This is a genomic window from Candidatus Halocynthiibacter alkanivorans, assembly GCF_003333265.1.
Taxonomy (GTDB): Bacteria; Pseudomonadota; Alphaproteobacteria; order Rhodobacterales; family Rhodobacteraceae; genus Halocyntiibacter_A; species Halocyntiibacter_A alkanivorans.
Genome location: NZ_QOLB01000130.1, coordinates 63,125 through 86,578 on the forward strand (window position 1 = coordinate 63,125; position 23,454 = coordinate 86,578).

The 23,454-nt window shown below is 59.6% G+C and carries 23 protein-coding genes; 9 read left to right on the forward strand and 14 right to left on the reverse strand.

Annotated features, from left to right (window positions below; translation table 11 throughout):
- Nucleotides 1–118 precede the first annotated feature (118 nt).
- Together DWA01_RS16375 and DWA01_RS16380 are read right to left on the reverse strand one after the other, a co-directional pair.
- Nucleotides 119–991, reverse strand: coding sequence for a ribokinase (locus tag DWA01_RS16375; RefSeq protein ID WP_114286877.1), 873 nt, complete (start codon nucleotides 989–991; stop codon nucleotides 119–121).
- Entirely contained in the window at nucleotides 988–3,255 is a 2,268-nt protein-coding gene (locus tag DWA01_RS16380) for an NADP-dependent malic enzyme (RefSeq protein WP_114286878.1), read from the reverse strand. The genes DWA01_RS16375 and DWA01_RS16380 overlap by 4 nt, the downstream gene beginning before the upstream one ends.
- Before the next feature lie 187 nt (nucleotides 3,256–3,442).
- Here DWA01_RS16380 and mutS point away from each other — a divergent pair, with 187 nt between their 5' ends.
- A complete protein-coding gene (mutS, locus tag DWA01_RS16385) occupies nucleotides 3,443–6,067 on the forward strand; it encodes a DNA mismatch repair protein MutS (protein WP_114286933.1) in 2,625 nt (874 codons plus the stop codon).
- A gap of 23 nt (nucleotides 6,068–6,090) precedes the next feature.
- On the opposite strand, the gene DWA01_RS16390 is transcribed toward mutS, so the two are convergent.
- From DWA01_RS16390 to hrcA, 4 genes are all read right to left on the reverse strand, one after another.
- Nucleotides 6,091–6,468 (reverse strand): hypothetical protein, encoded by a 378-nt coding sequence (locus DWA01_RS16390; protein WP_114286879.1) that lies wholly within the window; start codon nucleotides 6,466–6,468, stop codon nucleotides 6,091–6,093.
- 83 nt (nucleotides 6,469–6,551) lie between these two features.
- Nucleotides 6,552–7,661, reverse strand: a complete 1,110-nt coding sequence (locus DWA01_RS16395; protein WP_160116065.1) for a TPM domain-containing protein — start codon at nucleotides 7,659–7,661, stop codon at nucleotides 6,552–6,554.
- A gap of 52 nt (nucleotides 7,662–7,713) precedes the next feature.
- Nucleotides 7,714–8,274, reverse strand: a complete 561-nt coding sequence (locus DWA01_RS16400; RefSeq protein ID WP_114286881.1) for a nucleotide exchange factor GrpE — start codon at nucleotides 8,272–8,274, stop codon at nucleotides 7,714–7,716.
- Between the two features lie 10 nt (nucleotides 8,275–8,284).
- Nucleotides 8,285–9,337, reverse strand: a complete 1,053-nt coding sequence (gene hrcA, locus DWA01_RS16405; RefSeq protein ID WP_114286882.1) for a heat-inducible transcriptional repressor HrcA — start codon at nucleotides 9,335–9,337, stop codon at nucleotides 8,285–8,287.
- A gap of 125 nt (nucleotides 9,338–9,462) precedes the next feature.
- Between hrcA and rph the strand changes: the two genes are divergently transcribed.
- From rph to hemW, 4 genes are read left to right on the forward strand one after another with little or no spacing between them, the layout of a single operon-like run.
- The gene (rph, locus tag DWA01_RS16410) at nucleotides 9,463–10,176 is read left to right on the forward strand and encodes a ribonuclease PH (RefSeq protein WP_114286883.1); all 714 of its coding nucleotides are present in this window, start codon (nucleotides 9,463–9,465) and stop codon (nucleotides 10,174–10,176) included.
- Complete coding sequence (rdgB, locus tag DWA01_RS16415; protein ID WP_114286884.1) at nucleotides 10,176–10,787, forward strand: RdgB/HAM1 family non-canonical purine NTP pyrophosphatase; 612 nt, start codon at nucleotides 10,176–10,178, stop codon at nucleotides 10,785–10,787. The genes rph and rdgB overlap by 1 nt, the downstream gene beginning before the upstream one ends.
- A 1-nt stretch (nucleotide 10,788) precedes the next feature.
- On the forward strand, nucleotides 10,789–11,175 hold the full coding sequence (locus DWA01_RS16420) for a RidA family protein (protein WP_114286885.1): 387 nt from the start codon (nucleotides 10,789–10,791) through the stop codon (nucleotides 11,173–11,175).
- On the forward strand, nucleotides 11,172–12,374 hold the full coding sequence (gene hemW / locus DWA01_RS16425; protein ID WP_114286886.1) for a radical SAM family heme chaperone HemW: 1,203 nt from the start codon (nucleotides 11,172–11,174) through the stop codon (nucleotides 12,372–12,374). Before DWA01_RS16420 ends, hemW begins: the two co-directional genes overlap by 4 nt.
- 16 nt (nucleotides 12,375–12,390) lie before the next feature.
- On the opposite strand, the gene DWA01_RS16430 is transcribed toward hemW, so the two are convergent.
- The 7 genes from DWA01_RS16430 to DWA01_RS16460 all read right to left on the reverse strand — a co-directional run bounded on the left by DWA01_RS16430 (nucleotide 12,391) and on the right by DWA01_RS16460 (nucleotide 19,777).
- The gene (locus tag DWA01_RS16430) at nucleotides 12,391–13,287 is read right to left on the reverse strand and encodes a ParB/RepB/Spo0J family partition protein (protein WP_114286887.1); all 897 of its coding nucleotides are present in this window, start codon (nucleotides 13,285–13,287) and stop codon (nucleotides 12,391–12,393) included.
- Between the two features lie 35 nt (nucleotides 13,288–13,322).
- Nucleotides 13,323–14,120, reverse strand: a complete 798-nt coding sequence (locus tag DWA01_RS16435; protein ID WP_114286888.1) for a ParA family protein — start codon at nucleotides 14,118–14,120, stop codon at nucleotides 13,323–13,325.
- Nucleotides 14,113–14,733 carry a 16S rRNA (guanine(527)-N(7))-methyltransferase RsmG gene (gene rsmG, locus DWA01_RS16440; RefSeq protein ID WP_114286889.1) on the reverse strand — a complete coding sequence of 207 codons (621 nt, stop codon included), beginning with the start codon at nucleotides 14,731–14,733 and terminating at the stop codon, nucleotides 14,113–14,115. Before rsmG ends, DWA01_RS16435 begins: the two co-directional genes overlap by 8 nt.
- Complete coding sequence (gene mnmG / locus DWA01_RS16445; RefSeq protein ID WP_114286890.1) at nucleotides 14,734–16,608, reverse strand: tRNA uridine-5-carboxymethylaminomethyl(34) synthesis enzyme MnmG; 1,875 nt, start codon at nucleotides 16,606–16,608, stop codon at nucleotides 14,734–14,736. It abuts the gene before it with no gap.
- Nucleotides 16,609–16,635: 27 nt separating this feature from the next.
- Nucleotides 16,636–17,922, reverse strand: a complete 1,287-nt coding sequence (gene mnmE, locus DWA01_RS16450; protein ID WP_114286891.1) for a tRNA uridine-5-carboxymethylaminomethyl(34) synthesis GTPase MnmE — start codon at nucleotides 17,920–17,922, stop codon at nucleotides 16,636–16,638.
- Nucleotides 17,923–17,926: 4 nt separating this feature from the next.
- Nucleotides 17,927–19,198, reverse strand: a complete 1,272-nt coding sequence (gene rho, locus DWA01_RS16455; protein ID WP_114286892.1) for a transcription termination factor Rho — start codon at nucleotides 19,196–19,198, stop codon at nucleotides 17,927–17,929.
- Between the two features lie 126 nt (nucleotides 19,199–19,324).
- Entirely contained in the window at nucleotides 19,325–19,777 is a 453-nt protein-coding gene (locus DWA01_RS16460; RefSeq protein ID WP_114286893.1) for a CopD family protein, read from the reverse strand.
- A 419-nt stretch (nucleotides 19,778–20,196) separates the two neighbouring features.
- Between DWA01_RS16460 and DWA01_RS16465 the strand changes: the two genes are divergently transcribed.
- The 4 genes from DWA01_RS16465 to dnaQ are packed head-to-tail and all read left to right on the forward strand — an operon-like array spanning nucleotide 20,197 to nucleotide 22,907.
- The gene (locus tag DWA01_RS16465) at nucleotides 20,197–20,796 is read left to right on the forward strand and encodes a Maf family protein (RefSeq protein WP_114286934.1); all 600 of its coding nucleotides are present in this window, start codon (nucleotides 20,197–20,199) and stop codon (nucleotides 20,794–20,796) included.
- Complete coding sequence (locus tag DWA01_RS16470; RefSeq protein ID WP_114286894.1) at nucleotides 20,793–21,629, forward strand: shikimate dehydrogenase; 837 nt, start codon at nucleotides 20,793–20,795, stop codon at nucleotides 21,627–21,629. Before DWA01_RS16465 ends, DWA01_RS16470 begins: the two co-directional genes overlap by 4 nt.
- Entirely contained in the window at nucleotides 21,626–22,222 is a 597-nt protein-coding gene (coaE, locus tag DWA01_RS16475) for a dephospho-CoA kinase (RefSeq protein ID WP_114286895.1), read from the forward strand. Before DWA01_RS16470 ends, coaE begins: the two co-directional genes overlap by 4 nt.
- A complete protein-coding gene (gene dnaQ / locus DWA01_RS16480; protein WP_114286896.1) occupies nucleotides 22,215–22,907 on the forward strand; it encodes a DNA polymerase III subunit epsilon in 693 nt (230 codons plus the stop codon). Before coaE ends, dnaQ begins: the two co-directional genes overlap by 8 nt.
- On the opposite strand, the gene secB is transcribed toward dnaQ, so the two are convergent.
- Nucleotides 22,904–23,410: a protein-export chaperone SecB gene (gene secB / locus DWA01_RS16485; RefSeq protein WP_114286897.1), complete on the reverse strand. Its 507-nt coding sequence runs from the start codon at nucleotides 23,408–23,410 to the stop codon at nucleotides 22,904–22,906. The genes dnaQ and secB overlap by 4 nt on opposite strands.
- Nucleotides 23,411–23,454: the final 44 nt, after the last annotated feature.

Genomic DNA, 23,454 nt, shown 5'->3' on the forward strand with positions numbered 1-23,454 from the left:
GGCGGCAGCAGACTGCGGGCCGCTGGCGGATACCAAGCTGGCGGGGAGGGCGGACCAGTTATAAATCGCCTGAGGTGCAGGATTAACTGGTCCTGACCCCAAGTTTATCGGAAACGCATTAAAAGGGCGCCGCCCGAACCTCGCTGAGCGTCGGGATCACATCGGCCGCACCTGCCCTCGTGACCATCAGTGCGCCGGCGCGGGTGGCCTGGGCGATGGCCTCCTGCATCGAGAGCCCGGCATCCAGCCCCGCCAGCACATAGCCGGTGAACGTGTCGCCGGCACCGGTGGTATCGACCGGGGTCACTTTGAGCGCGGCAAAATCCCGCTGGCTGTGGTTGGCATTGTCAAACCAGCTGCAGCCGCGGGCGCCCAGGGTGACGATTACATCCGTTACATCCAGATCCGCCGGGCGTTTGCCAGTGGCGGCAAACAACTGCTCTGCCTCCACCTCATTGAGGATCAGGAAATCGAGACAGGGCAGCACCGAAGCCACTGCTTGCGCATCAAACGGCGCCGCCGCATAGGCCACCCGCAGGCCCAGTTTCGAGCCTGTTTCCGCACAAAACGCCTGATTGTTGGTTTCGTTCTGGATCAGAACCGTGTCCCCGGGCACCGCCTGGGCCAGCGCGTCGCGCACCGTGGACTGCGCAATTTCCACATTGGCACCGGGAAACAGCAGGATCGAATTTTCGCCCTTCCGGTCCACCGCAATCACCGCATGGCCCATCGGGTGGTCCAGCGTGGCGATGTGGCTGGTATCGACGCCATAGTCCTGCAGGCGGTCGCGCGCCCAGGCCCCGTCCGCCCCCAGCGCGCCGATATGCATCACCTGCGCCCCGGCGCGGGCAGCGGCAACGGACATATTGGCGCCCTTGCCGCCCATGCCCCGGGTCATAGACGTGGCGGCCAGCGTCTCGCCGGGCCCCGGAAGATGGGGCACGGCGTAGACGAGATCGGCATTGATGGAGCCAAGGTTCCAGATGGTCATCGGCCTGTTTTCCCGACTTTACAGGCGGCAATCACCGCCATATTCAGGATGTCATTGGCGGTTGAAACCGAAGAACAGATCTGCACCGGCTGGTTGAGACCGGTCAGGATCGGACCGATCACGGTGGCGCCGGCCATTTCCTGCATCAGTTTCACCGAAATCGACGCGGAATGGCGCGCCGGCACCACCAGCACATTGGCCGGTCCGGTGAGACGCGAGAACGGGTAGGCTTTCTGCGCTTCCGGGTTCAGCGCCACATCGACGGTCATTTCACCCTCATATTCGAAATCAACGCCGCGCTGATCCAGCACTTTGGGTGCCTGATGCATTTTTTCAGCCCGTTCGGACCGCGGATAACCAAAGGTCGAAAAACTGGCAAACGCAACCCGCGGCTCCAGCCCCAGTTCGCGCGCCACACTGGCCGCATGTTCGGCAATATCCGCCAGATCATTTTCATCCGGCCATTCATGCACCAGGGTGTCGCCAATCAGCACCACCCGGCCTTTGAGCAGCAGAGCCGTCACACCGACAACCCCGTCCCGCGCGCGGGCGTCAAACACATGGTTCACCAGTTCCAGCACATGGGCAGATTTGCGGGTGGCACCGGTGACCAGGCCATCGCCATGGCCGTGTGCCAGCATCAGCGCCGCAAACACATGGCGGTCGCGCGCCGCCAGCCGGTGAATGTCATGACGGTCAAAGCCTTTGCGCTGCAGGCGTTTATAGAGAAAGGCCTTATATTCGCGCAGATGTGGTGTATTGGCGGCGTTGACCACTTCCAGCTCGCCCACCGCGTCGCCGAGACCGACCGTTTCCAGCTTGATTTTCACATCTTCTTCGCGGCCCACAACCAGGGCTTTGCCAAGACCGGAGCGCTGATAATTGACCGCCGCACGCAGGACCCGCGGATCATCGCCCTCGGCAAAGATTATCCGGGCCTGGGCGGCACGGGCGCGCACGTTCAGCCGCTGCAGGATCGAAGCGGTGGGGTCCATCCGCGCTGCGAGCGTATCGGTATAGCCTTTCATATCGATGATCGGGCGCCGTGCCACGCCGGTGTCCATGCCGGCCTGGGCCACGGCCGGCGGGATGGTGTAGATCAGCCGCGGATCAAACGGCGTCGGGATGATATAATCGCGGCCAAACGACAGCTCCTGCCCATAGGCCAGCGCCACTTCGTCCGGCACGTCCTGACGCGCCAGTTCCGCCAGCGCCCGGGCACAGGCGATTTTCATCTCGTCATTGATCGCCCGGGCATGGATATCCAGCGCGCCGCGGAACAGGTAGGGGAAGCCAAGCACGTTGTTGACCTGGTTGGGATAATCAGACCGCCCGGTGGCGACAATCGCGTCCGGACGCACCTCATGGGCCTCTTCGGGGGTGATTTCAGGATCGGGGTTGGCCATCGCAAAAATCACCGGATCGGGCGCCATGCCCATCACCATGTCCTGGGTGACAGCCCCTTTGGCCGAAACCCCGAGGAACACATCCGCGCCGACCATCGCTTCTTTCAGTGAGCGCGCATCGGTCACCGCCGCATGGGCCGATTTCCACTGGTTCATGCCCTCGGTACGGCCCTGATAGATCACCCCTTTGGTATCGCACATGATGCAGTTGTCATGTCTCGCGCCCATCGATCTGAGCAGTTCCAGGCAGGCGATGCCGGCGGCGCCGGCGCCATTGAGCACAATTTTGACGTCTTCGATCTTTTTGCCCGACAGGTGCAGCGCATTGATCAGCCCGGCGGCGCAGATCACCGCGGTGCCGTGCTGATCATCATGGAACACCGGGATGTCCATTTCTTCTTTCAGCCGCTGTTCAATGATGAAACATTCCGGCGCTTTTATGTCTTCCAGATTGATGCCGCCAAAGGTCGGCCCCATCAGTTTCACCGCATTGATAAAGGCCTCGGGGTCAGAGGTGTCGAGCTCGAGATCAATCGAGTTCACATCGGCAAAGCGTTTGAACAGAACCGCCTTGCCCTCCATCACCGGTTTGGAGGCCAGCGCGCCAAGATTGCCAAGACCCAGAACCGCCGAGCCATTGGTGATCACCGCCACCAGGTTGCCCTTGTTGGTATAATCATAGGCGGTTTCCGGGTTGGCGGCGATCGCCATACAGGGCACCGCCACGCCAGGGCTGTAAGCCAGCGACAGATCGCGCTGCGTTGCCATCGGAACCGAGGGTGAAATGTCGAATTTTCCCGGCCGCGGGTCCAGATGAAAGGACAGCGCTTCTTCGTTGGTTATCTTGGCTTTGGGCACAGGTGGGCCTCCCTTTTGCGTGCGTCAACCATTGTCATAGCGCCGCAAGCTCTGTGGCTCAACAAAAGATGGGTTTCATGCGGCGGTCAGGCTTTGTAAAGTCGCGCAAACTCAAACGGAGACCCAGGTGAGCAGCGTTACATCTAAAACCACAGCCAAAAACACGGTCAATTCCCCTGTGACACCGATGATGGTGCAATATCTGGAGCTGAAAGCTCAGTATCAGCAGGCGCTGCTGTTTTACCGCATGGGCGATTTCTATGAAATGTTCTTTGACGATGCGGTGGCGGCGTCGGCGGCGCTGGATATTGCGCTTACCAAACGCGGCAAACACAGCGGCAACGATATTCCGATGTGCGGCGTGCCGGTGCATGCGGCCGAGGGTTATCTGCTGCAGCTGATCCGCAAAGGCTTTCGTGTCGCGGTCTGTGAGCAGATGGAAAGCCCGGCGGAGGCGAAAAAACGCGGCGCAAAATCGGTGGTACACCGCGATGTGGTGCGGCTGGTCACCCCCGGCACGCTGACCGAAGAAAGCCTGCTGGAGGCGCGGCGGCACAATTACCTCGCCGCCTGGGCCCAGGTACGCGATGAGGCGGCGCTGGCCTGGGTGGATATTTCCACCGGAGAGTTTCACGTGATGGCCTGCCCACCGGTGCGCCTGGCGCCGGAACTGGCGCGGTTGATGCCCCGCGAGCTGTTGATCAGTGAGACAAACGAGGCCGATTGGGCTGAATTAGAGACCGAAACCGGGATTTCCCTGACGCCGCTGTCACGCGGCAGTTTTGACAGTGGTGCCGCCATTGGCCGGCTGAGCGCGGTGTTTGGCGTTGCTTCTCTGGACGCGTTTGGCAATTTTGAACGCAGTGAACTGGCGGCGATGGGGGCGATTGTTGATTACCTCGACATCACCCAAAAGGGAAAATTGCCGCTGCTGCGCCCGCCCCAGCGTGAAGCGCTGCACGGGGTGATGCAGATTGATGCCGCCACACGGCGCAATCTGGAACTGACAAAAAGCCTGTCCGGCGGGCGCGACGGCTCCTTGCTGGCGGCGATGGACCGCACCGTCACTGCCGCCGGGGGCCGGCTGCTGGACCGGCGCCTGTCCAGCCCGTCGCGCGAATTGCCGGTGATCCACGCACGGCTGGATGCGGTGAGTTATGCTGTATCAGAGACTATTTTGGCGCGCGACCTGCGCGAGATGCTGAAGCAGGTGCCCGATATGGACCGGGCGCTCTCGCGCCTGGCGCTGGAACGCGGCGGCCCCCGTGATCTCACCGCGATCCGCAACGGCATCACCCAGGCTGGTGACATTTCCGCGCTGCTGGCAGAGCAACAGACGCCTGTTTTGATACAGGAAGCCACCAGGGCGCTTACCGGCCATGAAGAACTGCTTGATCTGCTGGAAGCGGCTTTGGTGGCGGAACCGCCGTTGCTGGCGCGCGACGGTGGTTTTATCGCGCCCGCGTATGACGAAGAACTGGACGAAGCCCGGCGTCTGCGCGATGAGGGCCGCGGTGTGATCGCCAGCCTGCAGGCGGAGTATGCGCGCGACACCGGCATTGCCGCGCTGAAGGTCAAACACAACAATGTGCTGGGCTATTTCATTGAAACCACCGCCACCCACGCGCAAAAAATGCTGTCAGCGCCGCTGTCAGAACGCTTTATCCACCGCCAGACCACCGCCAACCAGGTGCGCTTTACCACCGTGGAACTGAGTGAGTTAGAGACCAAAATCCACAATGCAGGTGGCCGCGCCCTCTCAATTGAAAAACGGCTGTTTGACATGCTCTGTGCCGCAATCCTTGAAGCGGGTGCTGCGCTCTCGACCGCTGCGCGCGCCCTCGCGGAAATTGATCTGGCCACCGCGTTGGCGGACCTGGCGCTGGCGGAGGCCTGGAACCGGCCTGAGGTAGACAACAGCCGCGCCTTTGAAATCACCGGCGGCCGTCACCCGGTGGTCGAGCAGGCGCTGCGCCGCCAGGGCGGCCAGGGGTTTGTCGCCAATGACTGTGGCCTGAGCTGTGTTGAGGACAGCGCCGCGATCTGGCTTTTGACCGGTCCCAACATGGCCGGTAAATCGACTTTTCTGCGCCAGAACGCTTTGATTGCGCTGCTGGCCCAGGCCGGCAGTTTTGTGCCGGCCTCATCGGCGCGTATTGGTCTGGTCTCACAGCTGTTTTCCCGCGTCGGAGCATCAGACGACCTAGCGCGCGGGCGATCCACGTTCATGGTGGAAATGGTCGAGACCGCCGCCATTCTGAACCAGGCCGACGACCGGGCGCTGGTGATTCTGGATGAGATCGGCCGCGGCACCGCCACCTATGACGGCTTGTCGATCGCCTGGGCGACGCTGGAACACCTGCATGATGCCAACCGCTGTCGCGCGCTGTTTGCCACCCATTACCACGAGATGACGGCGCTGTCTGACAAGCTGGCGGGGGTGGAAAACGCCACCGTCACGGTGAAAGAATGGCAGGGCGAGGTAATTTTCCTGCATGAGGTCACCCGCGGCAAGGCGGACCGCTCTTACGGGGTGCAGGTCGCCAAACTGGCCGGGCTGCCACCGGCGGTGGTGGAACGCGCGAAAGTGGTGCTGGCGGCGCTGGAACAGGGCGAATCCGAGGGCAAGGCCGGGCAAAAGGCCATTATTGACGACCTGCCGCTGTTTTCAGTCATGGCCAGCGCACCGCCCCCTGCCCCGGTGGCCCTTGCTGAGGACGCGTTGCGCACCCGCCTGGCCGATTTGTCGCCCGATGAACTGACGCCGATCGAAGCGCTGAGCCTGATCTATGAGCTGAAAGGCCTGGAATAGTCTCTGATTTCGACGATTTTACACTACGGGCAGCGCCAGACATCGAAATAGCGCTTGTCCTGCGCTTCCTGGTCAAGCTGGGACGTATCCAGGCAGCTCTCTCTGTCGCTTTCTGCCTTGAGCAACTGCAGCGACTGACCGTCGTTCAGGCAGCGCGGCGCAGTGTTGCGCTTGTCCAGGCGCATCTGCTGGATCTTGAACACAGCCGCCATCAGCCCCAGCGGCGCGATGGCGAGAAGATACAGCCAGAGCGGCCCCTCTCCCCGGGAGGTGTTGGGCAGAGGACCGGCGCCGGGGCTGACGGCGGGATTTGAGATTTGCGGTGAGATCTGCAAATCTCGTGCCTGGCCAATTTCAGGTGAAATGACCGCAAGAAAAACTGCTGTGAGAAAAAACCGCATGTAACCTCCTGTGGAAAATGGATTTCACTGGTGCAACGGCCATCTAATTGATCGGGTGTGTGCAAACGGGGCGGGCCAACAAACTACCAGCTGCCACCACCACCGCCACCTCCGGAGGAGCCGCCGCCGCCGGAATGGCCGGAAGAGGAACTGCTGGTCAGCCGGGCTGTCGCGTATTGCTGGCTGAAGCGGTAATCGCAATTTGCACAGCGGCTGTCGCGTCGCTCAACGCCGCCTGCATGGCTGGTGGCGGCAACAATGGTGATCTTATTGCTGTGCAGAGTGGAATAGTTGCAACTGGGGCAGGCACCGAATTTTTTGAACCATCTGGGCCAGGCTTTGGTCACCGCATGGCCGCAGCCGGGGCATTCCCAGACGTCATAATCAATGGATCCGATGCGTTCTTCGACCTCTTCACCGGCGTCCAAAAATTCATTTTCCCGTTCTTTTCCGAGCCGCAGCATCTGCAACCGGTCATGGGGGCAACGCGGCACTCGGTTGCGCCGCCAGATCCTCAGCCGCCACCACGCGATGAGCGCGGCCAGAACGGCAATCAAAACGGCGAGGATTCGCAGCATGATGCCATTTAACGGCCATACAGCGCGGTTGTCTGCAAGTGGGGCGTCGCGGGTGGCGTCCGGGCTCCGGCTGGCCTCGCCACTGTTGCCAGAGCCACGAAATTCGATGGCGGCGGCCTGCCCGCTCAGCACCCGAACTACTTGCTCGACCCCGTCCTGAATACCGGTGGCGTAACTGCCATTGCGAAAGCGTGGCAGCACATCCTCATCAACAATCTGTTGGATCTGCGCATCAAAACGACGGCCGTAATCCGCACCCAGCTCAATGCGCATCACCCGGTCATGCAGCACCACCAACATCAGAATCGCGTTGTTTTGCTGCTGTGAGCCGGGCGCCCAGGCGTTAAACAGCCCAGTCGCAAAAGGTCCGATGGCGCCGGAATACTCGTAATCTGCCAGTGTTTTCAGGGTGACGACGGTAAATTCAATGTTCTGCGCAGTTTCAATGGCCTTCAGCGTCTGAAGCAGCTTGTCTTCCTGAAAAGGCTCAAGCAGAGCGGCGTAGTCATTGATATATCTGTGCTGGCGAAGCGGGTAATTCTGCGCCGTCAGCGGTGTCGGCATCGCCCCGGACAGCAGGGCGAGCATCAAAGAAAAAACAAATAATATCCGCATAAAACCCCTGATATAAAAACGGCCCCCGAAAATGCGGGGGCCGTGTGATTGATCAGGCGGGGGTGGAACTGACCCCGACCTGGGCGGCACGCAGCAAGCGCTCATGCAGCACAAAGCCTTCGCCCATCACCTGGATGATGTCTCCGGACTTGGTGCCAGGCACCGGCGCTTCAAACATCGCTTCGTGAACTTTGGGATCAAAGCGATCGCCTACGGCAGGCGTCACCACCTGAATCCCGTGTTTGTTGAACACCGACAGCAATTCGCGCAGGGTCAGCTCAATGCCTTCGATCAGCGCCGAATGGGCGCCGCGCTGCTCTTCGGTGATAGTATCGATGGCGCGTTTCATGTTGTCGTACACCGGCGCCATATCGCGGGCCAGTTTGGAACCGCCATAGTTTTCCGCTTCACGCCGGTCGCGTTCCGAGCGTTTGCGCGAATTTTCCGCATCCGCCAGCGCCCGCATGAAACGGTCTTTATATTCGTCGCGCTCGGCGATGATTGCATCTACACCCGCCTGCACAGGATCTTCCTCTGCGGCGAACTGTTCATCCATCGCCGCTTCCAGCGCATCGATGTCATCCAGAAATTCTTCGTTTTTCTGCTCAGCCATTTCTCATTCCTTAGCCCTGATCGGAGATCAGTTTTCCGACCAATTGCGCCGTATAATCCACAATCGGCACGATCCGCCCATAATTCAGACGGGTCGGACCGATCACACCAACGGCACCTACTATCTTGCGATCAGCGTTCATATAGGGAGATACCACCAAAGAGGAACCCGAAAGTGAAAAAAGCTGGTTCTCGGAGCCAATAAAAATGCGCACCCCGTCGCCTTGCTCGGCCAATTCAAGGAAATTGGCGATATCCCGCTTCTGTTCGAGGTCATCAAACAACGAGCGGATGCGGTCCAGGTCGCCGGATTCGTCCAGCAGGTTGGAACGCCCCCGCACAATCAGCCGTTCATAGTTGCCCGAATCCCCGTCCCAGATCGCCAGACCGTTTTCCACCATTTCCGCCGCCAGCGTGTTCAGCTCCTGGCGCCGGGACGAAATTTCGCGCGCAATCACCCCGCCCAGTTCCGACAGGGTACAGCCTTCGGCCAGCGCGTTGAGGAAATTCGCTGCCTCCCGCATCGAGGACGGGGTCTGACCCGGGCTGGGTTTAAACACCCGGTTTTCCACATGACCGTCGCCAAAGACCAGCACCACCAGCGCCCGGTCCGGTGCCAGAGAGACAAATTCGATATGTTTGATCGGCGCTTCGTGTTTGGGGGCCAGAACCAGGCTGGCGCCATGGGTCATGTTAGAAAGCATCGAGCCGACCCGGTCCAGCATGCCATGCACGTCACGGTCGCCCGTGACGGTGGCCTCCATTTTTTCCCGGTCCGCCAGCGTCACAGTGTTGATCTCAAGCAGGCCGTCGACAAACATGCGCAGCCCCTGCTGGGTCGGGATCCGGCCGGCAGATATATGGGGGCTGTCGAGCAGGCCCAGATGCTCCAGATCGGACATCACATTGCGGATGGTGGCGGCGGAGACATTTTCTTCCAGCGACCGCGTCAGGGTGCGCGAGCCCACCGGCTCCCCCGAGCGCAGATAGCCTTCGACCACCCGGCGGAACACTTCGCGCGACCGGTCGTTCATTTCTTCCAGTATTTTGCCGCTGTTGCTCATCTCTACCCTGATCGTCCACAATTTTCCCGCGCCCTATTAAAAACCATATGCTCCCGGGGTCAATGAGGGTTGCACGGTGCACCGCGCCGTGCCTATGTCTGCGCCAGTAAAAGAAAGGACATCCTATGCGCCCCTCTGGCCGTAAGACCGACGAAATGCGTGCTGTTTCCATTGAAACAGGTGTGACCAAACATGCCGAAGGATCCTGCATGATCCGTATGGGCGACACCCATGTTCTGTGCACCGCCACCATCGAGCCCCGGGTGCCGCCGTTTCTGCGCAACTCCGGTCTGGGCTGGGTGACTGCGGAATACGGCATGCTGCCCCGCGCCACGGATTCGCGCATGCGCCGCGAAGCAACTGCCGGCAAACAAGGCGGCCGTACCGTGGAAATTCAACGGCTTATCGGTCGTTCTCTGCGTGCCGGTGTCGACCGTGTGGCGCTGGGTGAACGTCAGATCACCATCGACTGTGACGTGATCCAGGCCGATGGCGGTACCCGTTGTGCCTCGATCACCGGTGGTTTTGTGGCGCTGCGGCTCGCGGTCAACAAGCTGCTGAAAGCCGGTGATATCACTTCTGATCCGCTGATTTCCAACGTGGCCGCCGTGTCCTGTGGCATCTATGCCGGCCAGTCGGTGCTGGATCTGGACTACCCCGAAGATTCTGAAGCCGGGGTGGATGGCAACTTTATCCTGTTGGGCAACGGCCAGATGGTGGAAGTGCAAATGTCCGCCGAGGGGTCGACCTACAACCGGGCGCAGATGAACGAGTTGCTGGATCTCGCCGAAAAAGGCGTCTCTGAACTGGTGGCCGTACAGAACGCGGCTGTGGCCTGATGCGCAAGCTGACGGAAAAGAAAATCGTCCTGGCGTCGCACAACGCCGGGAAACTGCGCGAAATCGGTGCTCTGCTGGCGCCCTTTGGCATTGAAGTGGTCTCGGCCGGCGATCTTGGCCTGGCCGAGCCCGCCGAGACCGAGGACACGTTTGCCGGCAACGCCCGCATAAAGGCGCATTTTGCCGCCAGGGCGTCCGGCCTGCCGGCGCTGTCGGACGACAGCGGGCTGCAAGTGGACGCGCTTTTGGGCGATCCTGGGGTCTATTCTGCTGACTGGGCCGAAACACCGACGGGGCGTGACTTTCCGATGGCGATGGAAAAGGTCTGGACCGCGCTGCAAGCGGCCAATGCCTCTGAGCCCCGCAGCGGGCGCTTTTGCTGTACACTGTGCCTGGCCTGGCCCGACGGTCATGACGAGATCTTTGCCGGCACGGTTGAGGGCCGCATGGTCTGGCCGCCGCGTGGCAGCCAGGGTTTTGGCTATGACCCGATGTTTGTGCCCCAGGGCCATGACATCTCCTTTGGTGAAATGGATCCGGTGAATAAGTCGGATATGAGCCACCGGGCCGATGCTTTTGCGAAATTTGTGACCGCCTGTCTGGAGAGTTAAGATGGCTTCTGAAAAACGACTGATTTCAACTGGTTCCGCCTTTGAAATGACCATGGGATATTCCCGCGCTGTGGTCCAGGGCGACTGGTGTTTTGTCTCCGGCGTCACTGGCTATGACTATGCCACCATGGAAATGCCGGCATCCGTTGCGGATCAGGCGCGCAACTGTTTTGCCACCATTTCCAAAGTGCTGGAAGAGGCCGGATTTGGGCTCAAAGACTCTGTGCGGGTACAATATACCGTCACCGACAGCGCTCTGGTCGAAGAGCTGGTGCCAGCACTGGGCGAAGCGCTTGGCGACATCCGCCCCGCCGCGACCATGGTGATTGCGGGTCTGATCAGGCCGGAAATGAAGATCGAGATCGAAGTGACGGCGTTCAAAGGATGAGTGCCCTGGTCCAAAGCCCACAGGCCGCACCTGCCCCGTTGACGAGGGCTGAGGACTGGCGCAACGGCGGCTTTGGGCTCTATATCCACTGGCCGTTCTGCGCCTCAAAATGCCCTTATTGCGATTTTAATTCTCATGTTTCAGCTGAAATAGAGACTGATGCCTGGCGCAACGCCTATATTTCAGAACTGCGGCGCGTCGCGGCGCTGACACCTGGCCGGGTGCTGAATTCGGTGTTTTTTGGCGGCGGCACCCCCAGCCTGATGGATCCGGAGCTGGTCGCTGCGATCCTTGAAGAGGTGCGCGCTTGCTGGCCCCAAGGCAATGACATCGAAATCACCCTTGAAGCCAACCCGACATCGGTTGAGGCCGGCCGTTTTCGCGGCTTTCGCGACGCCGGCGTTAACCGGGTGTCGATGGGCATCCAGGCGCTGAATGACAGCGACTTGCGCGCCCTTGGGCGGTTGCATTCAGTTGAAGAGGCCCGCCACGCCTTTGACATCGCGCGCAATACTTTTGAACGCATCAGCTTTGATCTGATCTATGCGCGTCAGGACCAGACGCTTGCTGCCTGGCAGGCCGAGCTGCGCGAAGCCATCAGCATGGCAGCGGATCACCTGTCGCTTTATCAGCTGACCATTGAGCAGGGCACTGCCTTTGGTGACCGCTATGCCCGTGGCCGGCTGAAAGGCCTGCCGGATGACGACCGGGCCGCGGATATGTATTTTGCCACCCAGGAGCTCACCGACGCCGCCGGCCTGCCCGGCTACGAGACGTCCAACCACGCCGCCCCTGGCGAGGAGTCGCGTCACAATATGATCTACTGGTCTTATGGCGATTACGCCGGCATTGGCCCCGGGGCGCATGGTCGACTGACGCTCGACGGCCAGCGCTACGGTACTGAGGCGATCCGGGCGCCGGCGGCCTGGCTCAATGCGGTTACAGAAAAAGACAGCGGAGACGTAGTAAAAACTACTCTCTCTGGTGAAGATCAGGCATGGGAGTACCTGATGATGGGGCTGAGGGTGACGAGAGGGATCGACCTGACCCGGTTTTCCACCCTGTCAAACCATGATTTAACGCCTAAAATCAATGAGTTAACCAGTTACGGCCTGGTGGAAAAACAATCGGGTATTTTACGGGTCACTAAGGCCGGTCAACCGGTGTTAAACGGAATTTTGCGCGAATTACTGCCGTAACCGCGCAAACTCTACCCTAACTGGAAAGTTTTCCACACAACTGGTCGAGTTGATCGAGTGTGCTGTATTTGATCACCACTTCGCCGGATTCCGTACCGGGCGTGTGGTTGATCGAAATTTCCAGACGCGTCGCCGCCGACAGGTCAAGCTCCAGCGCCCGTGTGTCGGCGTCTTTTTCTGTCACCGACCGGCTGCGCGGGCTGCCCGGGGCGCGTTTTGGTCCCGGTCCCTTGACCAGTTTTTCGGTATCGCGCACAGACAGGCCCTTGGAGACCACTTTGCGCGCCAGTTCTGACGCGTTCTCTGAGGTGATCAGCGCCCGGGCATGGCCTGAGGACAGCTTGCCCTCCTGCAACAGATCCTGCACGTCGACCGGCAGATTCAACAGCCGCATCAGATTGGCGATATGGCTGCGGCTCTTGCCAAGCGCCTCCGCCAGTTTCTCCTGGGTGTGGCCAAACTTCTCCATCAGCTGCCGATAGCCGGCGGCCTCTTCCACCGGATTCAGATCGGCACGCTGGATGTTCTCGATAATGGCAATTTCCAGAACTTCGGTATCGTCATAATCGCGCAGTAACACCGGCAGCTCGTGCAAACGCGCCATTTGCGAGGCACGCCAGCGGCGCTCGCCGGCAACAATCTGGAATTTTTTCGCATCCTGCGGGTCCGGCCGCACGATCAGCGGCTGAATCACGCCTTTTTCACGGATCGAATTGGCCAGATCATCGAGATCGCCGGGTTCAAAACGGCGTCGCGGCTGGTCAGGGTTGGGGATAATCTGATCGATCGGCAGCAGCATATCGGGGCGGCGCGCGCTCCGGCTGTCAGAAGTGATCGCAGGTTCAACCGGTGCCACATCCGCCATCAGCGCCGACAGGCCGCGCCCGAGTCCCCGTTGTTTTTTCAAAGCCATATTCTGCTCCCTTTTCTGCCTCTGCCTGGTAACGCTTATGTATTGCGGCGCGACAACTCGGCCGCCAGCGCACGATAAGCGATACTGCCCTTGGAATTGCTGTCGTAATCCAACACCGGCAGCGCGAAGGACGGTGATTCACTGATGCGCACATTGCGTGGGATCACGGTCTTGAACACCAGATCGCCAAGATTGTCACGGGCGTCAGATTCCACCTGCAAAGACAGGTTGTTGCGCGCGTCATACATGGTCAGAACCACGCCCTCAATGCGCAGGTTGGGGTTGGCGGTGCTGCGCACTTCGCGGATCGTCAGCATCAGCTGAGACAGGCCCTCCAGCGCGAAAAACTCGCTTTGCAGCGGCACCATCACCGAATCTGCCGCCACCATCGCGTTCACCGTCAGCAGGCTGAGTGAGGGCGGACAGTCAATCAGGATGTAATCAAAACCATAGGCGTCCATCGCGGTCTGGCGCAGGGCGTCATGCAGCAGGTAGCTGCGTTTTTCATTGGACACCATTTCCATGTCAGCCGAGCTGAGATCAATGGTGGCCGGGGTGATATACAGCCCCTCAATACTGGTGGCGCGGATCACATCAGACAGCGGCGCTTCGTCCAGCAGCAGGTCATAGGTGGTGAATTCGCGGTCATGGGCCTCAATGCCCAACCCGGTGGAGGCATTGCCCTGAGGATCCAGGTCGACCAGCAGCACATTAAAGCCCTCTTCCACCAGCCCTGCCCCCAGATTGATGGCGGTGGTGGTTTTGCCCACGCCGCCCTTCTGGTTGGCGATGGCGATAATTTTCGGGGCCCTGGGCCGGCTGGGATCAGACACGTCTGATATCTCCGATGCTGAGAATTACGGCGTTTGAATCTGTCTTGCTCGGGTATTCTTGAACGTCAAAGCTCCAGTTCGCAAGCGCAATGCTGCGTTCGCGGTATTCTGTTGCGCCTTTTGAAAAAATTGCCCGCCCACCAGGCTTCAGATGACGTTCCGCGAAGCCGAGAAGCAGATCCAGCGGCGCCAGCGCCCGTGCCGTCAGCACATCCGCTTGCAGCGGCGCCAGTGATTCGATGCGTTCGGCATGGATTTGCGCCCGGATGCCACAGTCGCGCACCACAGCGCGCAAGAAGGTAGACTTGCGCTGATCGGATTCAACACAATGAAATTCAAGATCCGGCGCCTGCTCCGCCGCCATGATCGCCAGCACCAGGCCGGGAAAACCACCGCCGGTGCCCAGATCGGCCCAGATGCCGCTGCGTGCCTGCGCCAGCGCAAAGATCTGTGCGGAATCGAGGAAATGTCGCGACCACAGGTCCTTCAGCGTCGATTTGGCCACCAGGTTGATCGCTGGGTTCCACTTGCGCAGCAGCGCTTCATAGGTTTCGAGCCGCGCCATTGTTTCACGTGAAACATCAACGGCGGCGATAAAGGCTGATTTGCTCATTCAGGCGGACTTTCGTTCATTCTGGCGCAGTTTGGCCAGTAACAGGGTCAATGCAGCTGGGGTCATGCCCTCAACCCGGCCGGCCTGGGCCAGGGTGTGCGGCCGCACCAGCGACAATTTAGAGGACAGTTCATTGGACAACCCGTTCAGCCCGTCATAGTTGAAGTCCGCCGGAATTTTCTGCTGCTCATCCCGTTTGACTGCGGCAACGTCTTTGGCCTGGCGGTCGATATAATTGGCATAAAGCGCGTCTTTGGCCAGTTGGTCGCGGATCTCGCCGGTCACCTGATCAAACGACGGGTCAAGTTTGGCCACATCACCCCAGGTCACATCGGGGAAGGACAGCAACTGATAAGCACTGCGCCGCACGCCGTCGGCGGAGGTTTTAATGCCGGCGGCGCCAACTTCGCGCGGGGTGAACGCTGTGTCTTTCAACAGGGTTTCCGCCGACGACAGCGCTTCCATTTTGGTGGTAAAGGCAGCCTTACGCTGCTCCGAGGCACAGCCAAGTTCGATCGCAAGCGGTGTCAGCCGCTGATCGGCATTGTCGGCGCGCAGGGACAGGCGGAATTCGGCGCGCGAAGTGAACATGCGATAGGGCTCGGACACACCGCGGGTGATCAGATCATCCACCATCACGCCGATATAGGAGTTGGCACGGCTGAATATCACCTCATCCCTGCCCTGGACCTTGCGGGCAGCATTGAGTCCGGCCACCAACCCCTGGGCGGCCGCCTCCTCATAACCGGTGGTGCCGTTGATCTGACCGGCGAGATAGAGCCCGGGCACATCGCGCAGCTCCAGCGTCGGGGTCAGGCAGCGCGGATCAATATAATCATATTCAATGGCATATCCCGGCTGCTGGATTTCGACCTGCTCCAGCCCAAAGATCGAGCGCACGTAGTCCTGCTGCACCGGCAGCGGCAGCGAGGTGGAAATGCCGTTCGGGTAGACGATATTGGTGTCGAGCCCCTCGGGCTCGAGAAAGATCTGATGCGAGTGCTTGTCGGCAAAGCGCACCACCTTGTCTTCGATTGAGGGGCAATAGCGCGGCCCAACCCCGTCGATATGACCACCATACATCGCAGATTTATTGAGGTTTTCGCGAATGATGTCATGGGTGACAGCATTGGTATGGGTGATGCCACAGGCGATCTGGCGGGCCTGGGGCCGGGAATTCAGGAAAGAAAACACCACCGGATCTTCGTCGCCGGGCTGCATTTCCAGCGCGTCCCAACGGATTGTCTTGCCATCCAGCCGGGGCGGCGTGCCGGTTTTCAGCCGGCCCAGCGGCAGGTTAAACCCGTCGATGCGTTCGGCCAGCCTGACCGAAGGACGGTCCCCCATACGGCCGCCAGCGCTTTGCACGTCGCCAATATGGATGATGCCGCGCAGAAAGGTGCCAGAGGTCAGGATCACCGCCCCGGCGCGGATCTCAGACCCGTCGGCAAGAACAACGCCGCTCACGCGTTCGCCGGTCATCAAAAAGTCAACGGCTTCGCCCTCAACCACCGTCAAGCCTTGCTGGTTGGCAAATTCCGTTTGCATGGCGCTGGCGTAAAGCTTGCGGTCGGCCTGAGCGCGTGGCCCCTGCACCGCCGGGCCCTTGCGCCGGTTAAGCAAACGGTACTGGATCGCAGCCACGTCGGCAACACGGCCCATCACCCCGTCCAGCGCATCGATCTCGCGCACCAGATGGCCTTTGCCCAGCCCACCGATAGCGGGATTGCAAGACATTACGCCAAGATCTGCCCGGCGCAGAGTGATCAGCGCGGTGCGCACGCCCATCCGGGCCGCCGCATGGGCGGCATCGGCGCCGGCATGACCGCCGCCCACCACCACCACATCAAAGTCGCAATGTTTCACGTGAAACACTCCTTACGTGCCAGGTTAGCTGCCATGTTATTTGCCAAGACAAAAACTGGCGAAAATTTCATCGAGGATGTGTTCAACATCCACCCGCCCCACCAGCGAATCCAGCGCCCGGATTGCGCTGTGCATTTCTTCCGCCGCCAGCTCGGCCCGGTCGGGGCCATGTAATACCTCAAGCTGCGCCGATTCCAAACCTTTCAATGCGCGCAGCATCGCCTCGCGGTGGCGGGCATGGGTGGCGGTGGCAGCGCCAGAGGCGCGTGTTTCCAGGATACCGGTGATTTTGCGCACCAGATCGCCGATGCCGGCGCCGGTTTTGCCCGAAACAGCCAGCCCCTGCCCCGCAAGCAGGTCAGATTTGCTGCTGGCGATGATGTCGTCGGCCTCGGGTTGCAACTGCGGCAGCTCATCGCCAGTGAGCAGGAATACGCGCAGATCAGCAGCGCGCGCCCGTTCCAGCGCCCGCTGAATGCCAATCGATTCGACATGGTCTTCGGTTTCGCGCAACCCGGCGGTGTCCAGAAAGGTCACCGGCAGCCCGTGCAAGTCCATGCGCACTTCGATCACGTCACGGGTGGTGCCGGCAAATTCCGAGGTGATGGCGGCATCGCGCCCGGCGAGCGCGTTCAGCAGCGTAGACTTGCCCGCGTTGGGCGCGCCGACAATGGCAACCTCAAAGCCTTCGCGGATGCGTTCCGCCACATGGGAGCCTTTGATCTCGGCGTCCAGATCGCGACGGACCCGCGCCAGCAGGTCCAGCACTTCCGGGCTGACATCCACCGGCACGTCTTCGTCGACAAAATCAATGGTGGCTTCCAACAGGGCCGCGGCGCGGATCAGCTGCTGCCGCCAGCGTTCGGCTTTTTCGCCAAGCGCGCCGGAAAACAGCCGCTGGGCCTGGCGACGCTGCGCTTCGGTCTCCGCCTCAATCAGATCAGCGAGCCCTTCGACCCGCGCCAGATCCAGCCGTTCGTTTTCCAGCGCCCGGCGGGTGAATTCGCCAGGCTCCGCAATGCGCAGCCCGTCGAGTTCTGAGAGGCGCCGCAGCACCGCGTTCACGATGGCGATGGAGCCATGCATCTGCAGCTCAGCAACGTCTTCGCCGGTAAAACTGGCACCATGGGGAAAACAAAGCACCAGAGCTTCGTCGAGGATTTCACCCTGCCCGTCGCGCAGGATGCGCAGCGCGGCCTGGCGCATATCCGGCAAGGAACCCGCCAGGGAACGAGTCGCCAAAAACGCCTGTGGCCCGGAAATCCGGACCACTGCCACGCCCGCTTTGCCGCGGGCCGATGCAAGAGCGTAAATTGTATCCATCAGCTCATGTGTTCATGGAATCGAAGAATTCTTCGTTGGATTTGGTCTGTTTCAGCTTGGAAATCAGGAACTCGATCCCGTCTGTGGTGCCCATCGGATTAAGGATGCGGCGCAACACATAAGTTTTCTGTAAGTCCTTGGCATTGGTCAACAATTCCTCTTTCCGTGTACCGGATTTGAGGATGTCCATCGCTGGGAAGACCCGTTTGTCGGCCACTTTGCGGTCCAGAACGATTTCCGAGTTACCGGTGCCTTTGAATTCCTCAAAGATCACCTCGTCCATGCGCGAACCGGTGTCGATCAGCGCGGTGGCGATGATGGTGAGCGAGCCGCCTTCTTCGATGTTACGCGCAGCACCAAAGAAACGTTTCGGGCGCTGCAGCGCGTTGGCGTCGACACCACCGGTCAGAACTTTACCGGAAGATGGCACCACGGTGTTGAAGGCACGGCCCAGACGAGTGATCGAATCGAGCAGAATTACCACGTCGCGTTTGTGCTCGACCAGTCGTTTGGCTTTTTCGATGACCATTTCCGCCACCGCAACGTGGCGGGTCGCCGGTTCGTCAAAGGTGGAAGATACCACTTCGCCTTTGACCGAGCGTTGCATGTCGGTCACCTCTTCGGGCCGTTCATCGATCAGCAGCACGATCAGATAACATTCCGGATGGTTGATACCAATGGAATTGGCGATGTTCTGCAGCAGCATGGTTTTACCCGTGCGCGGCGGCGCCACGATCAGCGAGCGCTGGCCCTTACCGATCGGCGATACCAGGTCGATGATGCGGGCGGAACGGTCCTTGATGGTGGAGTTTTCGACCTCCATTTTCAGACGTTCATCCGGGTAGAGCGGCGTCAGATTGTCAAAAGCAATCTTGTGGCGCGCCTTTTCCGGGTCTTCAAAGTTGATCAGCACCACTTTGATAATGGTGAAATAACGCTCAGTTTCGCTGGGTGCCTGCACCACGCCGTCGACTGTGTCCCCGGTGCGCAGCGAATGTTTGCGGATAATTTCCGGAGAAATATAGATATCATCGGGGCCCGGCAGATAGTTGGCTTCGGGCGAGCGCAGGAAGCCAAACCCGTCCTGCAGCACTTCCAGCACACCGTCACCGGAGATCTCCCAACCTTCATCCGCACGTTCGCTGAGAATCTGGAACATCATCTCGCCTTTACGCATGGTAGAGGCGTTTTCGATCTCGAGCTCTTCTGCCATCGCCACCAGCGCTTTGGGGCTTTGTTTTTTCAGATCGGCGAGAGCCAGCGTTTCAATGCTCATACAGACAGGTATCCTACGCGAACGCAAATGCGCCGGGCGTTGCAAAAGACAATAGGGAATCCCCACGGCCGGACGGCCAGGTTAAATCTCACATAAGGCGCCAAAAGATTCGAGTCAACTCGTGGCTTAGAACGGTTTCACCACCACAGACAGCACGATGATGAGCAACAGCACCGTCGGAACCTCGTTCATCAGCCTGTACTGCCGCCCTGTCAGCGTATTTGTACCGTTAATGAAGTCCCTGCGGCGCCAGCCAAGCCAGTGATGGAACCAGGTCATCGCCAGAACCGCCACAGCTTTGCTCCAGGGCCAGATTTGCGACCAGTCCACCACTCCCGGGGTGAAGATCAGCATCAGACCAAAGACCCAGACCGCGATACTGGCCGGGTTGATGATCATTTTCAGCAGTTTCATCTCCATGGTCAGGAAAATCTCATGGCTGTCGCCCTGAGTGCCGGCACGTTCCACGTGATAGACAAAAAGACGTGGCATGTAGAACAGCCCGGCCATCCAGGTGATCACGGCGATGATATGGAGCGCTTTGGTCCAGAAATACAGAGACGTGAGGATTTCACCCATGATTTTTCCTTTCGGGAGTGTCCCCTCTTTAAAAATAAATAAAGAGAAAAGAAAAGATGATGATTTTGTAGTGTCGCCGATTTCTGTGGATTATTGAGTCATTAAGAGGGTTATCCCCAACAGATCCACGGTGTTGACAAAATGCGAATCGGAAAAGTGATTCTGGGATATTGTGACTAAAAACTGTGTTTTTACAAACTGTTACCGTGTATCTATACTTTTGCTCACCTGTGGATAACTCTGTATAGTGTTTTTTTGAAATTGGTTATCCACTGGCCTGGACTTATTCATATCCACGGTGGAAATCTACTGTGGAAATCTTGACAAAACGGGCGGAATTCGGGGATGAAACAGAAAACCCGGCTTATCCCCAATTTCATCCAACCCGTAACACCGGGTTTTTCCACAGGGCTGTCAACATGCAGAAACCACTCATTCTGGCCTCAGGATCAGAGATCAGACTCACTTTACTGCGCAACGCCGGGCTGGTGCCCGAGGTGGTTCCGGCGCGTATAGATGAGGAGAACATTCAGGCCGCGCTCCGGGCTGAAGGCGCGCTGCCGCGTGAGATTTCCGATGCGCTGGCCGAGGGAAAGGCGCGCAAAGTATCGCTGAAACATCCTGGGGCGCTGGTTCTGGGTTGCGATCAGATCCTGGAGCTAAAGGGCGAAATATTCTCCAAAGCCACCAGCGAGGCGGAGGCGCTGCAACAGTTGCAGAAATTACGCGGGCAACAGCATAAATTGCTGTCGGCGGCGGTGATTTATGAGGATGGTAAGCCGGTGTGGCGTCATATAGGCGAAGTGCGGCTGCGCATGCGTCAGGCGTCGGATGCTTATTTGCAGGACTATGTGTCGCGCAACTGGCACAGTATCCGCCACGCGGTGGGTTGCTATAAGCTGGAAGAAGAAGGTGTACGCCTGTTTACCCATGTCAGCGGCGACTATTTCAACGTATTGGGGCTGCCACTGCTGGAAGTGCTGTCCTATCTGACCCTGAGGGGGGATTTGCCCGGATGAGTGATGTGAAAATTCCGCTGGCTGGCGTGATCGGGTCGCCGGTGGCCCATTCCAAGTCACCGGCTTTGCACGGGGCCTGGTTGAAACGCTACGGTATTGCCGGCCATTATGTGCCGCTTGATATTGCCCAGGGCGACCTGGCCGAAGCGTTGCAACTGCTGCCCAAAATGGGTTTTGTCGGGGTGAATGTCACTATTCCGCACAAAGAAACTGTTTTGGCGCTGGCGGATATTGTCACCGACCGGGCGTCGTTGATTGGTGCGGCGAACACCCTGATTTTCCGCAAAGACGGCAAGATTCACGCCGATAATACCGATGGGTACGGATTTATCGAAAATCTGCGTGTTGGCGCGCCAGGCTGGAAGCCGCCGGCCGGACCTGCGGCGGTGATTGGCGCCGGGGGGGCCGCACGGGCGGTTCTGGCCTCACTGCTGGATGTGGGGGTGAAAGAAGTCCGTATTGCCAACCGCACCCGGGCCCGCGCCGAAGCGCTGCAGACGGAGTTTGGCAACCGGGTCAAAGTCTATGACTGGGTGCACGCCGGCAATATGATGGAGGGCGCCGCGACGGTGGTGAACACCACCTCGCTGGGCATGGTGGGCAAACCGGACTTCCGGGTGCCGCTGGACGGGCTGGAAGCGGATGCGGTGGTCACGGATCTGGTCTATGCGCCGCTGCGCACGGCGTTTTTGCAAAAAGCGGAAGAGATGGGCTGCGTTACGGTGGACGGGCTGGGCATGTTACTGCACCAGGCGGTGCCGGGGTTTGAACGCTGGTTCGGTCAGCGGCCGGAAGTGGACGACGAGCTGCGCCAGCTGGTGCTGAACGCATGAAAAAGCCGTTCCTGATTGGTCTGACCGGATCGATCGGTATGGGTAAATCCACCACCGCCGCAATGTTTGTACGCCAAAGCTGCGACCTCTGGGACGCGGATGCGGCGGTGCACCGGCTTTATGGGCCGGGCGGCGCTGCGGTGGCCCCCATTGGCGCGCTGCACCCGGCGGCGGTGGTGGGGGGTATGGTGTCACGCGCGGCGCTGAAGAGCTGGATCGCCATGGACAAAGGCGCCCTGCCCCGGATTGAAGCCGTGGTGCATCCTTTGGTGGCACGCGACCGGGCGGATTACATTGCTCACAGCCAGGCTGATATCGTGGTTCTGGATATTCCGCTGCTGTTTGAGACCGGAGCCGCGGCGCAGATGGATGCGGTGGTGGTGGTCACAGCGCCTGCGGATCTGCAACGGGCGCGTGTGCTGGCACGGCCGGGCATGACTCAGGCGCATTTCGACACTATTGCCGCCAAACAGATGGCAGATGTCGACAAACGGGCGCGGGCCGATTACGTGATTGAAACCACGTCTGTGGTGGCCGCTGAGGCGGCAGTTGCTGAAGTGCTGGTCCAGATCAGAAAGAAACTCCATGCGTGAAATCGTGCTTGATACCGAAACCACCGGCTTTGAGCCTGAGGACGGCGACCGCATCGTCGAAATCGGTGCGGTGGAGCTTTTGAACCACATGCCGACCGGCGAGACGTTTCATGTCTATATCGACCCGCAGCGACCGATGCCCAAAGACGCGTTTGAAGTGCATGGGCTGGGCGATGACTTTTTGCGCGGTAAGCCAAAATTCACCGAGGTGGCGCAGGGGTTTCTGGATTTTGTCGGCGACAGCACCATGGTGATCCATAACGCCGCCTTTGACATGAAATTCCTCAACGCGGAGCTGCGCTGGTCGGGGCTGCCGCAATTGCCGATGAAACAGGCGCTGGACACGCTGGCGATCGCGCGCAAACGCTTTCCGGGGTCACCGGCCTCGCTGGACGCTCTGTGCCGGCGTTTTGGCATAGATAACTCGAGCCGCACCCTGCACGGCGCACTGCTTGACAGTGAAATTCTGGCAGAGGTCTATCTGGAGTTGATCGGCGGGCGGCAGCCGGATTTTGGCCTGTCTTCCGGTGGCACAGATACGGTGGAAGATGCGCAGGACGCCTGGCGGCCGGGCAAACGGGAGCAGGCATTGCCGTCACGTCTCACCGCAGAAGAACGTGCCGCCCATCAGGAGTTTGTCCAAAAGATGGGCGACGACGCGTTGTGGAATAAGCTGAAAGCTTAGTTTGGCTTGGCGTCGCCCTTCTGGGCTTCCATGCGGCGGGCCAGATCCTGGCGGTAGAGTGCAACAAAATCGACATTGTCGAGATTCAGCGGCGGGAAACCGCCGTCACGGGTGATGTCATGCACAATGCGCCGCACAAACGGGAACAGCATGCGCGGGCATTCGATCAGCAGGAACGGGTGCATCTGATCTTCAGGCACGTTTTCGACGTGGAAAATACCGGCATAGTCCAGTTCCAGCAGGAACAGGGTTTCGCCGCTTTCCTTAGATTCAGATTTAACCTCGAATTTGGTCGAGATTTCATACTGATGATCAACGCTGCGTTTTTTCGCATCCAGCGCAACTTTTACCGAAACATTGGGCTGAACGTCGCCGGAGACGCCTTTTTGAGCCACAATATTTTCAAAAGACATGTCGCGAATGAATTGACCCAGGACCTGCATTTTTACGGGTGTGGGGACGTCTGCCGCTTCTGGGGCTTTGGTTTCGCCGGTCTCGGCCATGGAACTCTCCTGCTTTCAAATATTCTTTCGCAAACTCTGTATCA

Bases quoted from the DNA above. Each gene is read 5' to 3' on its own strand.
- DWA01_RS16375 (WP_114286877.1), bottom strand. From the start codon at position 991: ATGACCATCTGGAACCTTGGCTCCATCAATGCCGATCTCGTCTACGCC.
- mutS (WP_114286933.1), top strand. From the start codon at position 3,443: ATGATGGTGCAATATCTGGAGCTGAAAGCTCAGTATCAGCAGGCGCTG.
- DWA01_RS16390 (WP_114286879.1), bottom strand. From the start codon at position 6,468: ATGCGGTTTTTTCTCACAGCAGTTTTTCTTGCGGTCATTTCACCTGAA.
- DWA01_RS16395 (WP_160116065.1), bottom strand. From the start codon at position 7,661: ATGCGGATATTATTTGTTTTTTCTTTGATGCTCGCCCTGCTGTCCGGG.
- DWA01_RS16400 (WP_114286881.1), bottom strand. From the start codon at position 8,274: ATGGCTGAGCAGAAAAACGAAGAATTTCTGGATGACATCGATGCGCTG.
- hrcA (WP_114286882.1), bottom strand. From the start codon at position 9,337: ATGAGCAACAGCGGCAAAATACTGGAAGAAATGAACGACCGGTCGCGC.
- rph (WP_114286883.1), top strand. From the start codon at position 9,463: ATGCGCCCCTCTGGCCGTAAGACCGACGAAATGCGTGCTGTTTCCATT.
- rdgB (WP_114286884.1), top strand. From the start codon at position 10,176: ATGCGCAAGCTGACGGAAAAGAAAATCGTCCTGGCGTCGCACAACGCC.
- DWA01_RS16420 (WP_114286885.1), top strand. From the start codon at position 10,789: ATGGCTTCTGAAAAACGACTGATTTCAACTGGTTCCGCCTTTGAAATG.
- hemW (WP_114286886.1), top strand. From the start codon at position 11,172: ATGAGTGCCCTGGTCCAAAGCCCACAGGCCGCACCTGCCCCGTTGACG.
- DWA01_RS16430 (WP_114286887.1), bottom strand. From the start codon at position 13,287: ATGGCTTTGAAAAAACAACGGGGACTCGGGCGCGGCCTGTCGGCGCTG.
- rsmG (WP_114286889.1), bottom strand. From the start codon at position 14,733: ATGAGCAAATCAGCCTTTATCGCCGCCGTTGATGTTTCACGTGAAACA.
- mnmE (WP_114286891.1), bottom strand. From the start codon at position 17,922: ATGGATACAATTTACGCTCTTGCATCGGCCCGCGGCAAAGCGGGCGTG.
- rho (WP_114286892.1), bottom strand. From the start codon at position 19,198: ATGAGCATTGAAACGCTGGCTCTCGCCGATCTGAAAAAACAAAGCCCC.
- DWA01_RS16460 (WP_114286893.1), bottom strand. From the start codon at position 19,777: ATGGGTGAAATCCTCACGTCTCTGTATTTCTGGACCAAAGCGCTCCAT.
- DWA01_RS16465 (WP_114286934.1), top strand. From the start codon at position 20,197: ATGCAGAAACCACTCATTCTGGCCTCAGGATCAGAGATCAGACTCACT.
- DWA01_RS16470 (WP_114286894.1), top strand. From the start codon at position 20,793: ATGAGTGATGTGAAAATTCCGCTGGCTGGCGTGATCGGGTCGCCGGTG.
- coaE (WP_114286895.1), top strand. From the start codon at position 21,626: ATGAAAAAGCCGTTCCTGATTGGTCTGACCGGATCGATCGGTATGGGT.
- dnaQ (WP_114286896.1), top strand. From the start codon at position 22,215: ATGCGTGAAATCGTGCTTGATACCGAAACCACCGGCTTTGAGCCTGAG.
- secB (WP_114286897.1), bottom strand. From the start codon at position 23,410: ATGGCCGAGACCGGCGAAACCAAAGCCCCAGAAGCGGCAGACGTCCCC.